Here is a 14,445-nt window from a genome sequence, read left to right on the forward strand (position 1 = left end):
ATCCCCCTGGCAATCAGGTGGTCCCATCACCCTGGCAAGCGACATTGCCGACTTTCTTTGTAACTAAGTCGATTTCGGACTTGAACTTGGGCTGCTTGGCTCTGAGGTACGAAATGAGTTCGTCGTACCGCTCCTGAGTAGGAGTAACAAAGGGCTCTTCGCCACGGTATTCGCTGAGTTTGGCGAAGATCTCTTCATACAGGGGGTAGACGTCGGTGAGGGCATCGTTTAGCAGAGCACTCCGTCGTTCGGAGGACGCGTATTCGAGTGCTGCACTAAGGAAATCGTTCCAAGCTGCTGCTGATATCCGCTTTGCTTTGGCCAGCTCGATATTGTCCTCACGCCGCCCGAGGACAGTTTGGAGGACCACCAATGCAACCGGTACTCCAACGAGGAATCCCGTGATGCCCGCAAGAATGTTTGGAATATAGGCGTGGCTGCGCAGCCACTCGCCGTTGTAGCGGGTAATGATGTGCGGCTGCGAGAAGCCGATTCCCACGTCTGTGAGCCAAAGTGACACGCATAGAACGACTCCGGCGACAAACATCAGACCAAGCACGGCCAACGTCCAGTGACTGAAACCGAGAGCCGTCTCGATCTTGTCCCAGCGGCGTCGAATTCTCCCCACGGTCAAATGCTAACGAACACCGCGTGCGGATAGTTGGCGCATAGGTAGCCAGCCGAACGTCTGGGCAAGTCTGTGCTGCTAGGACATCGCACAGGCCGCAGTAGCCACTGCTATCCATTCGGTGCGAAACGGGGCACGTTGCACCGGTCGGTAAAAGGTGGACCGCGTTCGCGTGCCTGCCGAAGGGCCGTGACGTAACGCCGTGTCGTTTGCATCCGCCGTTGGATGCTCACCCGGAAGGGGCTGTGCCGTGAATGCGCGCTCTGACTTGCCGTGGTGCCGCCGGAGAAGCAGCACAATCGGACAACACATCAGAACATTGCGCTGGTGCGACTCTCCGTTAGTGGCTAGCCGCTGAGATGGGCAATGCGCACCGCGTCGCCACACACAAAGTGGGGCTCAAACCGGACTTGCGAGAATGTGTAGGCATCGATGAAGCTATACATCGCCCAACGTTCGTCAATATCCGCACTTTCAGTCCCAGTGGCAATAAAGACGACTGATTTGGATTCAGCCACGGCGGGAAGCCAAACAACCATCGCTTCCCTGCCAACCCGCGAACCTAGTTTCTCGGCAAGTTCGGCTTCGCGAACCCTTCGTTGAAGGGCGATCATCGACTTAGCAGCATGATTTGCGCCGAAGTCTGAATGAATCCCAGCTAGCTCTTTCTCGTACGACTGTTGATATACAGGATTGATGAGGACGCCCGCCGTGTGATAGCGGTACTCGCCTTGGCGCAGGGGTATATGCATGATCTTCACGTCGAAATAGCGTTGCGCCGGTTGCGCCGGTTGCGCCGGTTGCGCCGGATGCGCGACGTTAGAGATGCAATAGAGCAGATTGCGATTAATGCCTGGCGGAGCACCGGCCAGTTTCATTGTGAGCTTACGGAGTTCGTCATCGTCCCTGCCGGCCATTAATTCATTCCCGCCTAACACCAGAGATTGGGCCGCGTCTTCAACCGTTCTTGCGCCACGCAATTTGCGCACAATCCACTCGGAGATCGTGCATTGCCCAGCGCTGTCCGTGAATGCCATTCCACTGAAGCCGACAACCATGTGTTCGCACCAAATGACAACTTTGTTTGCGGGGCTTTCGGACGCCTCTCCACTCGGAAACGTCAGTTGCCTGTCCGACACCTGAAGCACTCCCGTAGGCGTGAGCAAAGTTTGTACGAGCGTCACAGTTGAATCCTGTCATGCCATGTCACTCAGAAGGGCCGCTCGAGAGACGCCCGAAGCACGACCTCCGCTGGGATTACTAGCTCCACACACGAAACGTCAACAGAATCGCTGATGGAGAACTTCGCTGGTGTTTTGCGTGGAGGTGGTCGGGTGAGGCACCCGGGCTTGGTAACTGGGCAGGTGGCAAGGGACGCCACAACGATGTACGGAGCCGTACGCGATGTGTCAGTCCGGCGAATTACGATGGCGGACGTGACGCAGGAAGGACGGGCACTACTGAGCGGGGACGGGAACAGCGATGCTGAGGTTCTTCGGCGTTGGCTCGACCACCTAGCGCAGTTCATCTCATCGCTGGATGAAATTGAAGGTGACGACGACCCGTTCGACTTCATCGAGAACGCTATGGAGGCATATCAAGGCGGTGTGTCGCCCGATACCGCTCCATCTCCGACAAGTCCAGCAATGCTGATCATCGTCGAATCAATGCGAACGCTGGCGCAGGCGATGAACTCAGCGACTGGAGATTTCTACGAAACTCCAGACGCCAGAGACCGCGTCACGCGTGCCGTCGCGCAGCAATCCCTGGCTAGGGCTCTAAACGGTGTCCGGCAGGAGGGTGAAAGCTGGCTCGCCGAAGTAATGCCGACCGCCGAACAGGTTCGGCAGCGAATCGCGTTGACGGGGGCAGCTTTTACCGCCGCGCTGGACGCCGGTGCACAACAGATGGCTGAAATGGATGAGGAGGACGCAGAGGCCGAAGCGGACCCCTACGGTGCCATGCTCCTTCACTCGGACCCGAGCCGATCCGATGCCCCAATTCTTGAGAAGGTGTGTTCGTTCACTGAAGCTGAGCACAAGCGCTATGCCGACGCGCACAGAGCCCTCGAGAAGATGCTGGAAGGTGATCTGTACCTGCATGTTTCAGACGAATGCGCCCGACTCTGCGACGTGCTGGCCGGTATCGTTCTTGACCTACACAGTCGCAGGCTGTCGCTGACCAATACCGGCTCGATGGATGAACGTCGGCGCCAAATGCGGTCTGCGTTGATTTCGTTCACCAACGCGCTACAGATTCATGAGGAACAAACGATCAAGAGGGCAGAGGAGACTTTCGGGCGATACGCGGCTCAAACTCGGAAGATCCGAAAGTTGTTCAGCGATCTGAAGAAGACGTCCTTCGACTACCGCTGGCTCAGGGTGCAAGGCGATGTCTTGCAGCATGTGGATATCAACGGCTTCAAATACAGCATCAATGACAGCTTGGACGGTCCGCCTGAGGTCATCGTCGAAGTTGACCGTCAAGCCCTACTTGAGTACACGAACAGGTCATGGAATCAGCCGTGGATGAAGCGTAAAGAGCTGCAAGACATGGACTCTGACCCCAGTGTGCAAACAATGATCCAGAATATCCAGCCGCTCATGAACGAGATGCACACCGAGATCACCAAGCTGCTGTTTCCGAACGTGGCCCGCGATGTAGCGATAGTCAAGGAACTCATCGGCCGTTTTGAGGGCAGGCGAGGTATGTACGCAATGTCGACCGGTCCTGGTTTCACACGGCGTAGGCGGACACTACAGTTCAGCCCGCTGGCCACACACGTCCTGGCGTTCGCCGACAACTACGAAGCATCATGAGTTGTCGACCGTGAATATCGGTGCCTCTAGGTCTCGGGCGTCGACTTTGATCAGCCTGCCGATCTTGACGCACCGCAGCTTGCCGTCAGCGATGTACTGGCGGATCGTGCCGGGAGACACGTCCAGGTATTCAGCGGCCTTCGTGGTGGCGATGAGGTGCCGGTCGGGCAACGCGGAAGCGGGGTTGCGACGGGGCATGACAGCGAATCCTTGAACGGCATGTAGGAAAAGCTGGATTCCACGGTGAGACTCAGCTGATCTCTAATGATGCCTACGCAACCCGATCTAGGGCTCGCCCACGGCACTCTGTGGCGGGCGACTGGCAGCCAAGTTAGCCGACTGAGTGGTGTGAGCGAAGTGCCCGAAAGCCGTCGCAGCACTCTGACCTCGAAAAACGATTCGATACTTTCCTGTATGGAGCCAAGAGCGCTGCTGCCCGATACTAAGAGCGCATCGCGATACAGCCCCCTGCAACGGTGGTTGCCGCGTCTGCTGTCGCAGCAATCGAGAGCTGGCCCGCCAGCGGCGACGAGATAAGTAGCGGATAGATAGCGGTGCCGAATTTCGGATATTTCCGCTGGTAGAGGCTATGCTCCCGGCAGGATTCGAACCTTCCAGCACCCCGCGCACAGCAGCTCGCGGGCGCGGCGTCTCGCACGTTTTCAGCCCCGTATTCCAGGGCGAGTGGCGGTTGTTACCCGTCCCCAAGCAGAAACGCAGCCGCCTGCTCAGCGGCTTCTCGGTCATCGTTCGTGAGTACATGCGCATAGGTCTGCAGGAAGAATCCAACGTCTGCGTGCCCAATGCGCTCGCTCACGATCTTGGGGCTGACGCCAGCCTTCAGAGCAGCGGTCGCGTACGAGTGCCGAAGATCGTGGAAGGTGATTCGTTCGAGGCCGGCGCCGGCCGCCAAGCGGTCGAACCGTTGACGGATGGAGTCGGGGTGCGGTGGTCGGCCGTCTTGGAACGTGAAGACGTAGTTCCCGGGGTGATAGTCCGTCCCGAAAAATGCCTGTTCCTTGTTCTGAAATTCACGCCACTTATCAAGTGCCGCAGCGGTAACTCGGTCTATCGCGATCGTTTGATCTGCGTTGCGGGTCTTGCCGCCAGCCTTATCCCGCGCATGCCCGCCAACGACTACTCGATTGTCGTGCACGGTAATCTCGCGTGCGTCCAGGTCGACGTCGTGCCATCTGAGGCCACAGATTTGCCCACGACGTATTCCGGTGGTGAGCTCTAGTAGAAAGAGCGCGGCGAAGCGGTCGTGACTTACCGCCCGCAGGAACTTCTGTATGTGCTCGGGGCTCCATATGGTGCGCCGAGCCCGGGAACGCTTCGGCGGCCTCACATTCGCTGCTGGATTGTCGGCCTTGTACTTCCACGCGACGGCATCGACCAGCGCTCGGTGGATCATGGAGTGAATGTTCCGTACGGTCTTTGGTGCTAGTCCGGGATTCACCCTTGTTGGTACGATTCCTGATTTGTACCGACGGACAGCGGCACGAGCGGCGTGAATCGTTGTGCCACAGGCATTAGCGACTTCACGTGGCGCCGGCGATTCTCCGTCGACCGCATGGCTGAGCCAATAGCGATACATCTCGTAGTTTCGGTCTTGCTTGATCCGGCCTTCGGTAAGGAGTTTGGCGTACAGCTTCAGCAGCTGTGGCTCATCGAGCTGCTGAAGCCTTTCTGCCCCGATGTGCGGCACAACGTAGCTTCTGGCGTAGTCCTTCCAGTTCTGCCACGTTGTGGCATCCATTGATGCCTCCACGGCGACGAACCATTCTGCGAAGAATTGAGCAACCGTGCGGGTAGAGGGGCGGACGACGCGACCTTGATCGGCGTCCCGCATGGCGTCGCGACACGCCTTCCATGCTTCCTTCTCAGTCGGAAATCCACCCTTCGAGATCGTGGGATATTCGCCGGTGGACGAATCTCTTTCAGGCGCTCGGAAACGGTATGTCCATGTCCGCCCTCGCTGATAGACGGCTCCCTTCACGAGGCGATCAACTCACGCAGCTCGGCAGTGACGATGTAGACGCGTCCTCCCAGCCTGCGCACTGGAAGCTCGCCAGATGCAGCGAGCCGGTAAGCAGCAGCGCGACTAATTCCCAGAATCTTGGCTGCACGGGGGACTGCGAGGAGCAGGGGCAGATGATCAAATACGTTTGACTCCATTTGAATTCACCTCCCCTCGCCCGTGGTCGAATTGTCGGTAGACACTGACAGTTTTTGAGGGCTGCATCGCGGGCAGAACTCCGCTGCGTCTGTGCCGTCTGACTGTGTGACTGTGATCGTGCGCGACACGGGGTCTTCGCACTCGCCGCACCACGGGGTCTTTCGCCGTATGGGAAAGGTTGGTGGGGTTGGCAGCTCTGATAGACGCGACGCGAGAACGGCAGCGGGATTACGGACTCCCTCAGGCCGGGATGAAAGGTGGGCTACCAACGTTTGCGATGTCCAGCCCGCCGCAAAAGCCTCCTCGATTGCCGGTGACAGTCTCCTCGCTTCGCTGCTGCTAATTTGCCACGGCGTGGGAAGAGACTCCAGCACGGAGGCCGATGATGGTTCGGATGGTGGTTCTCTTGAAGGGTTCAAGGGGTCCGTGAATTGGACCTCCGGCGGTCCGGGAGGTGAACCTTCCCGGTCTGGAGATTGGACGGGCCCGGTCGCATTGGCGGACTGGGGGAGTCCGACATCGAGACTGGGGCGCGAGTGCGTCGCATCCGGAAGATTGAGATGGTAATGACTTGGGCGTCTGGCTCCGGATTTGTGGTACTGGGCAACTCGTACAACGAGCCCGGCCTCTTCCAGCTTGCTGAGCGCCTTTAGGACCGTGCTTCGCGCAGCACGAGATTCCGACACGAGCGTACCGAGGGACGGGTAGCAGGAGAGGCTCTCGTCTGCGCGGTTCGCTAGCAGCACGAGGATAAGACGCTCGATCGGAGTCGAGACCTCGATACTTATTGCCCAGTTGAGTGCTTTCCAACTCATCTATCGCCCCCACTTACCAACGTCATTGCGTCGATCATTCACTTTCCAAACTCTCTCGAACGGCCCAAGGCGAACGCTCGGACGGACGTCGTGCAAGCTCACTCGGCTGTCACGAGCTGTAGCAATCTCGGTTAACCGGAACGTAGTTGAACAGATGAAACGGCGTCCACCACCTTGGGCGACTTCATTCCTATTTCGACGCTTGTCCTCATCCTGATCCACCCCGGCATGTCGGGAGGTTCTCTTATCTGAGTGCCTCCTCGGTATGAGGGTGCCGTTGGCGATGGTAATAGAGGGCTTCGGCCCGGTCCGGAGTCAGGTCCTGGCAGTAGCCATTCGGTCGCTGCCGGTTGTAGAAAGCCACCCATTCGGCGGTTGCCAGCGAGAGGTCGGCGGCACCGGGATACGGCGGCTGGTGGTCGATGAGTTCGGTCTTGTAGCTGCTGTTCACCGATTCGGCCAAGGCGTTGTCGAAGCTATCGCCCACCGATCCGACTGAGGGCAGGATCCCTTCAGCGGCCAAGTGTTCAGTGAACGCTACCGCCGTATATTGAGAGCCCGCATCGCTGTGATGGATCAGATCATCCAAAAATGTTGCACCAGAACGCTTCCTGGTATCTATGGCGTGGTTGATCGCATCGGTCACCAGCTTCTGGGTCATCTCGGTGGCCACCTTCCAGCCTACGATCTTGCGGGCGTAGACGTCGGTCACGAACGCTGTGTAGGCCCAGCCGGCACGGGTCCGGCAGTACGTGAAATCGGCCACCCACAAACGGTCCGGCGCGCCGGCGACGAAATGCCGCGCGACCCGATCCGGAGCTCGCGTTGCTGCCGGATCAGCAATGGTGGTGCGCACCCGGCGGCGCTTGCACGCACCCCGCCAACCCATCTCCCGCATGACCCGCTCCACAACACACCGTGAGACATCGAGTCCGTTGGTACGCAACACAATCCACGTCTTACGGGCACCCAGAACCGCGAACAGCTTGTTGGATCGGCGCAGCCGCCAGATGGCGTCGATCACCTGCGCATCAGTCCAGTCCGCCTTCGAGGGGCCACGGCGGGCGCGGTGGGCGTAATACGTCGACGGGGCGATCACGACGCCGAACTCCGAGAGCACGGCGCACATCGACTCGACACCCCACTTGAGACCATCAGCGCCCACACGCATGTGCTGGTGGGCGCTGATGAACTCCACGACTACTGAGACGGCCGGTCGAGCTCGGCAGCGAAGAAAACCGACGCCGCCTTCAAAATCGCGTTGGCCCGCTTGAGTTCGGCGTTCTCCCGGCGCAGCTTGCGCAGGACCTCGGATTCCTCGCTGGTCTGCCCAGCCCGATCTCCGGCGTCGATCTCGGCCTGGCGGACCCATTTGCGCACCGTCTCGGCGGTACCGACGCCCAGCAGATCAGCAACCCGGCCCATCGCCTCCCACTCCGAGACCGTGTCGCTGCGCAGATCGGCCACCATCTGCACCGCTCGCGCCTTCAGCTCGTCTGGATACCGCTTCGATGACTTCGTTCCCACGTGCCCATCCTTCCCAACAGAAGAACTCTCCGGACACGCCGGGGCGGATCACTGGTCTGGTCGAGGACGGAGCCCACCTGTTGCGGGACGGTGGTATTCGCCATCGCGATGGTCGAGCCGTCGCGCAGGTAGGGTCCGTTGTCGGTGCGGGGGACGAGGTCGACGTACTGTTCACCGACGGCGGAGATGCTGTGGACCTCGGCGGTCAGTGCTGCCGGAATCTGTGTGGAGCCGTCAAGCGACAGAACGGCTTTGGCGTGCCGGGGTGGTCCCGGATCGAGAGTTATCTCGCTGACTTTGCCGACGCTGACGCCGCGATAGGTGACGTTGGCGAAACGGTAGAGCCCACCGCTGTTGGGCAACTCGACGGTCACCGTTATCCGACCCACGCCGAGCAGCGTGGGCAGCTGGAGATAGTTCAGCACCATCACCGCGATGCCGACCACCGACGCGAGGGTGAAGATCGCGAGCTGGATACGAACGAATCGGGTCAACATCAGCCGCCCCCATTCGAGGGCGCCGGGGGGACTGGCGGGGCCGTGGGCGCTGGTTGTCCGGATCCGGGGGCGCCGGTGGGCAGTGTCTTGGTCAGCGGTGCGTTGAGCGGGTCGTAGGTGTATTGGAGGTAGTAGGGATCCCCGGGGGCCGGAATGAGGTCGGCGTCGATGTCGGCGAAGCGGGTGCCACGGAAGATGGTGCGCTTGAGGCGGGGGTACGTCAGGTCGACCACAGCGTAGAGGTTGAGGTAGTCACCGCGTACGCCGCGGTCGATGACGTTCTGCGGGAACGGAAAGGTCGGTGCCAGGGCCAGGGCGGCATCGAGTTTGGGCCCGATGTCGGCCAGGGCCTTCAGGGTGGGTTGCAGGTTGCGCAGGTTGGTCACGAGGTCGTCTTGGCTTTGGCTGATCAGCGTCGTGGTCACGTCGCTGAACGCGCCCAGCTTGGTCAGTGCCTCGGTGAGGCGCGGACGTGCCTGCTCGAGGACGTCGAGGGCGGGCGGGATGTCGCGCAGGGCCTCGGTGATGGTGTCGGTTTGGCCGGCGAGGATGCCGGTGAGGCGGTCGAGTGTGCCGATGGTGGCCGCGACGTTGTCGCGTTGGCGATCCATGGCACTGATGAAGGTGTCCAGGCGGGTCAGCGCGTCACGGATCTGGGTTTGGCGGCCGTCGAGGATGGCGTTGGTGTTGTGGATGATGTCGCCGATTTGGGTGAGGCCGCCTGAATTGATCAGCAGAGAAAGGGCCGAGAGGGTCTGTTCGGTCGAGGGGTACGTCGATGCACGACTCAGGCCGATTGTGGTACCGGGGGCCAGTTTTCCGGTCGGGACCTCGCCGGGGGGGCGGATCGAGGGCCAGATGCATCGAGCCCAGCAGACTCGTCTGCCCGACGGTCGCGACGGCGTTGGCGGGGATGACCACGCCGGGGTTGATCGTGACCTTGACGTCAGCGTGCCAGTTGTTGACGCGCATCGTCGAGACGCTTCCGACGACAACGTCGTTGACGAGGACGGGCGCGTTGGATTCCAGCGTGCCGACATTGCCGATTTCGACGTGGTAGGTGACGGCGTCGGGTCCACGTCCGGGTGTTCCGGGAAGCGGCAGGGATGTCCACCCCACCGAAAGCGCAGCCGGCAACGGTCAGGGCGAAGGTGACCGGTGTCAGCACGCGCACCAGGGGGCCGCGGAGGGTCATCCTCCGGCTCCCGAGGCGACGGGTGTTGCGGCGCCGGGGATTTCGGCAGGCAGCAACGGCGCAGCGGGAGCAGGTGCCGGCGGGGGGAGGGGGGGTGAGGCGGCGGGTAACAGTAATCCGGGGAGCGAGGTGGGGTTCGCCGGGGGATAGGCCGATAAGGTCGGTGGGTGTTCGGGCGCGGTGGGGGTGGGACCGGTACCGCCGGGGGCGAGTTTGGGATCGGTGTAGATCATGTTTTCCGGTGCGTAGGAGGGCGCCAGGAACGGGTTGACCGGGAAGGGCAGCCCGTTGAAGTTCAGCAGGTCCAGGCCGGGGCCGAGGTATTGGGCACACAGTTTCGCGGTCTCGGGGGCAGTGGTGTTCTCCACCGCGCCGATGGCCCCGCAGATGAACTGCACCGGGTTGGAGAAGTTGGTGAAGACGAAGGAGCCGTTGACGGCACCGGAGTCCGGGTTCCAGATGTTGTAGGCGTTGGCGACGGCGTTCGGTGCGACGTGGAGAATGTTCTCAAGATCGGTGCGGTGGTCGACGAGATTCTGGGTGACATTGGCCAGCCGTTGAACTTGTTCGGAGGTTTGGTTGCGGCTGCCGGCGATGAAGCGCTGAACTTCGGTGACGGCCTCGGAGAGGGTGGTGACGGCGGCGTCGAGGTCGGAGCGGCTTTCGTCCAGGACACTGGTCAGTGTCGCGAAACGGTCTTGGAATTGCACGATTTGAGTGTTGCTGTCCCGCAGTGCCGTGACGAAGGTCTGCAGGTTGGCGATGATGTCGACGATGTTGCCGCTGCCTTCGGCGAGTATCCGCGTGACGCCGGAGAGTTGGGTGAGGACCTCGCGGAGTTTGGGGCCGTTGCCCTCCAGTGCGGTGGCGGCGCTGTCGATGAAGCGCGAGATCGACGGTGGAGCGTCGGCGCGGGGGCCCAGATCGGTGGCCAGCCGCATCAGTTGGTCTTTGACTTGGTCCCACTCCACGGGCACTGCGGTGCGGTTGATCGGTATCTGCCCGCCGTCGGGCAGCAGAGGTCCGTCTCCGGGAGCGTAGGGCGGAGTGAGCTCGACATAACGTGCTGCGACGAGGTTCTGCGAGACGATGATCGCCTGGGCGTCGGCCGGAATCGGGACGTCGCGGTCCACGGTCATCGTCATCTTCGTCCGGGTTCCGTCCGGCTCGATGGCGTCGATGCGCCCAACGGTGACACCGGCGACTTGTACGGTGTCACCGGGGTAGATGGCGATCGCTTTGGTGAAGTATGCGGTGAGGGTATGCGCGCCGAAGAAGGTGTGGTGGACGAGCACGGCGGGGCCGCCGACCAAGCCGGCTACGAGCGCGAGTGCGGTGAGGGTGAGCAGTCGTCGTCGGTTCATCGCGGCGAAAGGTCTCCTGGCTGGGGTATTCCGTTGTAGGGGAACGGAATTTCTGCGCGTGGACCGGCGTCGTCGGGGGGTTGTCCCTGGTCGGTGCCGCGCCGGAATCCGAACGCGTAGTCGAGGAAGGGCTGCAACACCTCGGGCAGCGCCAGGTTGGGAATGTAGGCGTTGTAGTACCAGCCGTTGGCGACGGTTTCGCCCTGTGTCACCTGATACTTCGCCAGCCCCGGCAGCGCTTTGGCGATGTTGTCGCGATTCTTCTCCAGCATGGCTGCCACCGAGTTCAGCTTCTCCAGAGTGGGTGCTAGCTGAACTTCGTTGTCGGCGACCAGACCTGAGACTTGTTGAGCCACAGCGGTGGTGTTGGCCAGCAGGTCGACGATGGCTTGACGGCGCTCGGTGAGGGCGCCAACCAGATCGTTGGCATTGAGGATGAGCGCATTGAGCGCTTGGCTGCGGTCTGCCAGCACATCGGTGACTGCGCTGGTGTGGCGCAGCAGCTCGGCGAGGGTTTGGTCGCGGCTGTTGATCGACCGTGACAGCCGCGCGATCGCGTCGAAGGCGGGTCCCAGCTGCGGAGCGATCTGGTCAAGCGTTGCCGAGAGGGTGTCCAGTGACTGGTTGAGGGTCGACGTATAAGTAGCGGCGGTGTTGCTGGTCAGCTCGCCGATGGCGTCTGTCAGCGAGTAGGGAGAACCGGTGCGCGACACCGGAATGACCGAGTTGGGCGACAGCGCCGAGGTGCCGCTGGACTCCAAGGTCATGACGCGTTGGCCCAAGAGAGATCCGGTGCGGATGTGGGCGGTGGTTTCTGAGCCCAGACCGACCTTGCCCCTTACGGTGAACGTGACGAGCGCTGCACCGTCCCGCAGCACGATGTCGGACACCGACCCGACCGTGACTCCGGAGATTTTGACCTCATTGCCTGCAACGAGCCCGCCGGCGTGAGTGAACTGCGCCTGGTAGCGCACGCTGGTGGCCCAGGTGAGCAGACGTTCGGGGTTGAGCCCCACAGCGATCGTCAACACCACCAGCACCACACCGATGAACCCGGCGCGGACGAGCTGCGTTCCACGGTATTTCAGCATCAGGGCTCCGCGCACCTCCCCGTATCCTGCTTGATCCACGGGAAGACCACGGTGCGGCCCTGCAGGTCACTGGCCCGAAACTGAACCGCGCAGATGTAGTAGTTGATGAAGCTGCCGTATGCCCCCAGACGCACCAGCTTGCGGTAATTGTTGGGCGCCTTCTGAAGCGCTGTGTCGATCAGTTCCTTGTCCGTGTCGAGAAGCGGTGCCAGACGGTTTAGTTCGTCGACGGTTCCCTTCAGCGGCGGCCGGGCATGGGTGAGCAGGTCAGCCACCGAGGCGGTGCCGCGATCCAGCTTTTCGATGGCCGTACCGATCGGGTCGCGGTCGGCGGCCAGGCCGGCGACGAGCGTCTGAAGTTTGTCGATCGTCGCGGAGAACGCAGGACCGTCGTCGGCGAGCGCCTTGGCGACGGTGTTGAGATTGTCGATGAGTCGCTCGACGGCGTCGTGGCGGTCGGCAATGGTTTCTGAGAAGGATGAGGTCTTCGACAGGATGGACTCGAGCGTGCCGCCTTGTCCTTGGAAGATCTGGATCAGCGAGGAAGTCAACGCGTTGACGTCTTGCGGATTCAATCCGCGGATCACCGGCTTGAGCCCACCGAGGAGCAGATCGAGGTCCAGTGCGGGTTCGGTACGCTCCCGCGGGATCTGGGCGCCCGGGGGAAGGATCTGCATCTGTCCGGGGGAGTCGAGAAGCTCCAGATAGCGGTCACCTACGAGGTTGAGATAACGCACCGCCACTTTGGTCGCCGTGGTCAGAACCACGTCGCGGTCGGCGTCGAATTCCACGACGACGGTTTTGTCGGGCTGTAGCGAGATCGACGACACCGCACCCACGCGGATGCCCGACACACGGACCGAATCGCCCTCTTTGAGGCTTGACGAGTCGGTGAACACCGCTGAATAACTGTTGGCTGAACCGCCGCGGTACTCGCTGAAGGCGAGGAACAACGCGGCGGTGAGCAGCGTCATGACGGTGGCAAACGCCGCGAATTTGATCAGCGTCCCTGTCGATCGCGTCATCCGGGTTGCCCGATCTGAGCGGTGTTGCGTGGGGGCCCGTCCAGTGGTCCGAACAGGAATTGCTTGAGCCCGTCGGAATTCAGGATGATGCCCTGGTTCCCGTATTGATTGGGGTTGGCGCCGATGTCGCCGAGGACGAACTTCGGCTTGAATCCGGCCGGCATGTCCGGCAGCCCGATATCGGCACAGTAGGGGCCGCCGGTGGCAGCCACCTTCGGCAGGTTCGACGGGTAGCGGTAGCGGTCGAGTCCGAACGAGAACCCCAGGCTGGCCACCACGCCGGGCACCGGAGACGGCGGGCTCTCAGTGATCGGGATGGATTCCCTCGCGGTAGCGATTCGTCAGGTCCGTGGTTGGCACCAACAAATCCAGTACCTCGGTCAGTGGCTGCTGATTGGCCCCCACCACCTCCGAACCGACATCGGCCAAACCCACTGCTGACATGAGCACGGTGTCGAGGTCGCGTTGCCGGTCGACCAGGGTGCGGCCGACTCGCGTCGTCGTCGACACGACCGTCATGAGGTCCGGTGCTGCGTCAGCGTAGGCTCCGACAACTGAGGGCGCTACTGACAATTCGTGTTCAAGCGTCGGCAGGCTCGGTTCCAGGCGTGCGAGCAGGGTGTCGAGGTCCACGAAGGTCTGGCCGATCTGTTCCCCGCGACCAATGAGGGCGGTGGACACTGCGGCCAGCGTCGCGTTGAGCTTTCCCGGCTCGACGGACGACAGCAGCGAGGTCAATCTCTGAAACAGCGTGTTGATTTCGACGGTGACCTGTTGGGCGGCCAAGATCTGCCCCGGCCGCAGTGGTTGCGACGAGGGAGTTTCAGGAAGGATCAGTTGAACGTATTTGGCGCCGAAGACCGTCGTGGAGGCGATGTCGACCTCAACATTGTCCGGAATGGTCGCCAGCTGTCGGGGATCGAGCGCCAGTTGAAGTACTGCGTCGCCGTGAGCGCTCGACTTGATCGACGCGACGCGCCCCACCTCCACCCCGAGCATCTTGACCTTGGCGTCGGGATCCATCACGAGGCCGGCGCGCGGCGAAAGCACCGTCACCGGAACTGTTTCGGTGAACGTGCCCCGAAACAATCCGACACACAACGCGATCACCACGCCCAATGCCAGCACGGAGATGAGCCCGGTCAACGGTCTGACTGCCGAGGCGTGGAGCCGCCCCGGTCTGCGAGACCTCTGGTGCGCGGCCACTGCTCAGCCCGAGCCGACAGGTTGCAGGCACACCGCTGTCGAGCACACAGGGTCAGCTTGAAGTCGCCGCGGTACGGGGTCAATCCGCTTCGCGCAAGT

Annotated in this window: 11 protein-coding genes and 3 pseudogenes; 1 reads left to right on the plus strand and 13 read right to left on the minus strand. The window is 61.6% G+C overall.

Annotated features, from left to right (window positions below):
• Window positions 1-13: 13 nt before the first annotated feature.
• Window positions 14-628: a hypothetical protein gene (locus KXD97_RS15985; protein ID WP_260757806.1), complete on the minus strand. Its 615-nt coding sequence runs from the start codon at window positions 626-628 to the stop codon at window positions 14-16.
• Between the two features lie 347 nt (window positions 629-975).
• The gene (locus KXD97_RS15990) at window positions 976-1,812 is read right to left on the minus strand and encodes a hypothetical protein (protein ID WP_260757807.1); all 837 of its coding nucleotides are present in this window, start codon (window positions 1,810-1,812) and stop codon (window positions 976-978) included.
• A gap of 252 nt (window positions 1,813-2,064) precedes the next feature.
• Here KXD97_RS15990 and KXD97_RS15995 point away from each other — a divergent pair, with 252 nt between their 5' ends.
• Window positions 2,065-3,447 carry a hypothetical protein gene (locus tag KXD97_RS15995; RefSeq protein ID WP_260757808.1) on the plus strand — a complete coding sequence of 461 codons (1,383 nt, stop codon included), beginning with the start codon at window positions 2,065-2,067 and terminating at the stop codon, window positions 3,445-3,447.
• Here KXD97_RS15995 and KXD97_RS16000 read toward each other — a convergent pair.
• From KXD97_RS16000 to KXD97_RS16050, 11 genes and pseudogenes are all read right to left on the minus strand, one after another.
• Window positions 3,442-3,645 (minus strand): helix-turn-helix domain-containing protein, encoded by a 204-nt coding sequence (locus KXD97_RS16000; protein ID WP_260757809.1) that lies wholly within the window; start codon window positions 3,643-3,645, stop codon window positions 3,442-3,444. The two genes, KXD97_RS15995 and KXD97_RS16000, sit on opposite strands and share 6 nt — an antisense overlap.
• Window positions 3,646-4,141: 496 nt before the next feature.
• Window positions 4,142-5,446 carry a site-specific integrase gene (locus tag KXD97_RS16005; protein WP_260757810.1) on the minus strand — a complete coding sequence of 435 codons (1,305 nt, stop codon included), beginning with the start codon at window positions 5,444-5,446 and terminating at the stop codon, window positions 4,142-4,144.
• A complete protein-coding gene (locus KXD97_RS16010) occupies window positions 5,443-5,625 on the minus strand; it encodes a helix-turn-helix domain-containing protein (protein WP_260757811.1) in 183 nt (60 codons plus the stop codon). The genes KXD97_RS16005 and KXD97_RS16010 overlap by 4 nt, the downstream gene beginning before the upstream one ends.
• A 6-nt stretch (window positions 5,626-5,631) precedes the next feature.
• On the minus strand, window positions 5,632-6,441 hold the full coding sequence (locus tag KXD97_RS16015; protein WP_260757812.1) for a helix-turn-helix domain-containing protein: 810 nt from the start codon (window positions 6,439-6,441) through the stop codon (window positions 5,632-5,634).
• Window positions 6,442-6,685: 244 nt separating this feature from the next.
• Window positions 6,686-7,911 (minus strand): IS3 family transposase gene (locus KXD97_RS16020; protein WP_260757937.1). Its coding sequence is split into 2 segments (ribosomal slippage): window positions 6,686-7,680 and window positions 7,680-7,911, totalling 1,227 coding nucleotides; the frame shifts between segments, so codons are not numbered across the junction.
• 107 nt (window positions 7,912-8,018) lie between these two features.
• Window positions 8,019-8,465, minus strand: a pseudogene (locus KXD97_RS16025) (MlaD family protein); the annotation flags it as partial.
• Window positions 8,465-9,642 (minus strand): annotated as a pseudogene (locus KXD97_RS16030) (MCE family protein). The pseudogenes KXD97_RS16025 and KXD97_RS16030, both read right to left, overlap by 1 nt.
• A gap of 14 nt (window positions 9,643-9,656) precedes the next feature.
• Complete coding sequence (locus KXD97_RS16035) at window positions 9,657-11,024, minus strand: MCE family protein (RefSeq protein ID WP_260751013.1); 1,368 nt, start codon at window positions 11,022-11,024, stop codon at window positions 9,657-9,659.
• Window positions 11,021-12,115 (minus strand): MCE family protein, encoded by a 1,095-nt coding sequence (locus KXD97_RS16040; protein WP_260751014.1) that lies wholly within the window; start codon window positions 12,113-12,115, stop codon window positions 11,021-11,023. The genes KXD97_RS16035 and KXD97_RS16040 overlap by 4 nt, the downstream gene beginning before the upstream one ends.
• Window positions 12,115-13,140 carry an MCE family protein gene (locus KXD97_RS16045; protein ID WP_260751015.1) on the minus strand — a complete coding sequence of 342 codons (1,026 nt, stop codon included), beginning with the start codon at window positions 13,138-13,140 and terminating at the stop codon, window positions 12,115-12,117. The genes KXD97_RS16040 and KXD97_RS16045 overlap by 1 nt, the downstream gene beginning before the upstream one ends.
• Window positions 13,137-14,346 (minus strand): annotated as a pseudogene (locus KXD97_RS16050) (MCE family protein). Before KXD97_RS16050 ends, KXD97_RS16045 begins: the two are co-directional and overlap by 4 nt.
• Between the last annotated feature and the right edge of the window lie 99 nt (window positions 14,347-14,445).

This window comes from Mycobacterium sp. SMC-8 (genome assembly GCF_025263565.1).
GTDB lineage: Bacteria > Actinomycetota > Actinomycetes > Mycobacteriales > Mycobacteriaceae > Mycobacterium.

Bases quoted from the DNA above. Each gene is read 5' to 3' on its own strand.
- KXD97_RS16035 (WP_260751013.1), bottom strand. From the start codon at position 11,024: ATGAACCGACGACGACTGCTCACCCTCACCGCACTCGCGCTCGTAGCC.
- KXD97_RS16040 (WP_260751014.1), bottom strand. From the start codon at position 12,115: ATGCTGAAATACCGTGGAACGCAGCTCGTCCGCGCCGGGTTCATCGGT.
- KXD97_RS16000 (WP_260757809.1), bottom strand. From the start codon at position 3,645: ATGCCCCGTCGCAACCCCGCTTCCGCGTTGCCCGACCGGCACCTCATC.
- KXD97_RS16045 (WP_260751015.1), bottom strand. From the start codon at position 13,140: ATGACGCGATCGACAGGGACGCTGATCAAATTCGCGGCGTTTGCCACC.
- KXD97_RS16015 (WP_260757812.1), bottom strand. From the start codon at position 6,441: ATGAGTTGGAAAGCACTCAACTGGGCAATAAGTATCGAGGTCTCGACT.
- KXD97_RS16010 (WP_260757811.1), bottom strand. From the start codon at position 5,625: ATGGAGTCAAACGTATTTGATCATCTGCCCCTGCTCCTCGCAGTCCCC.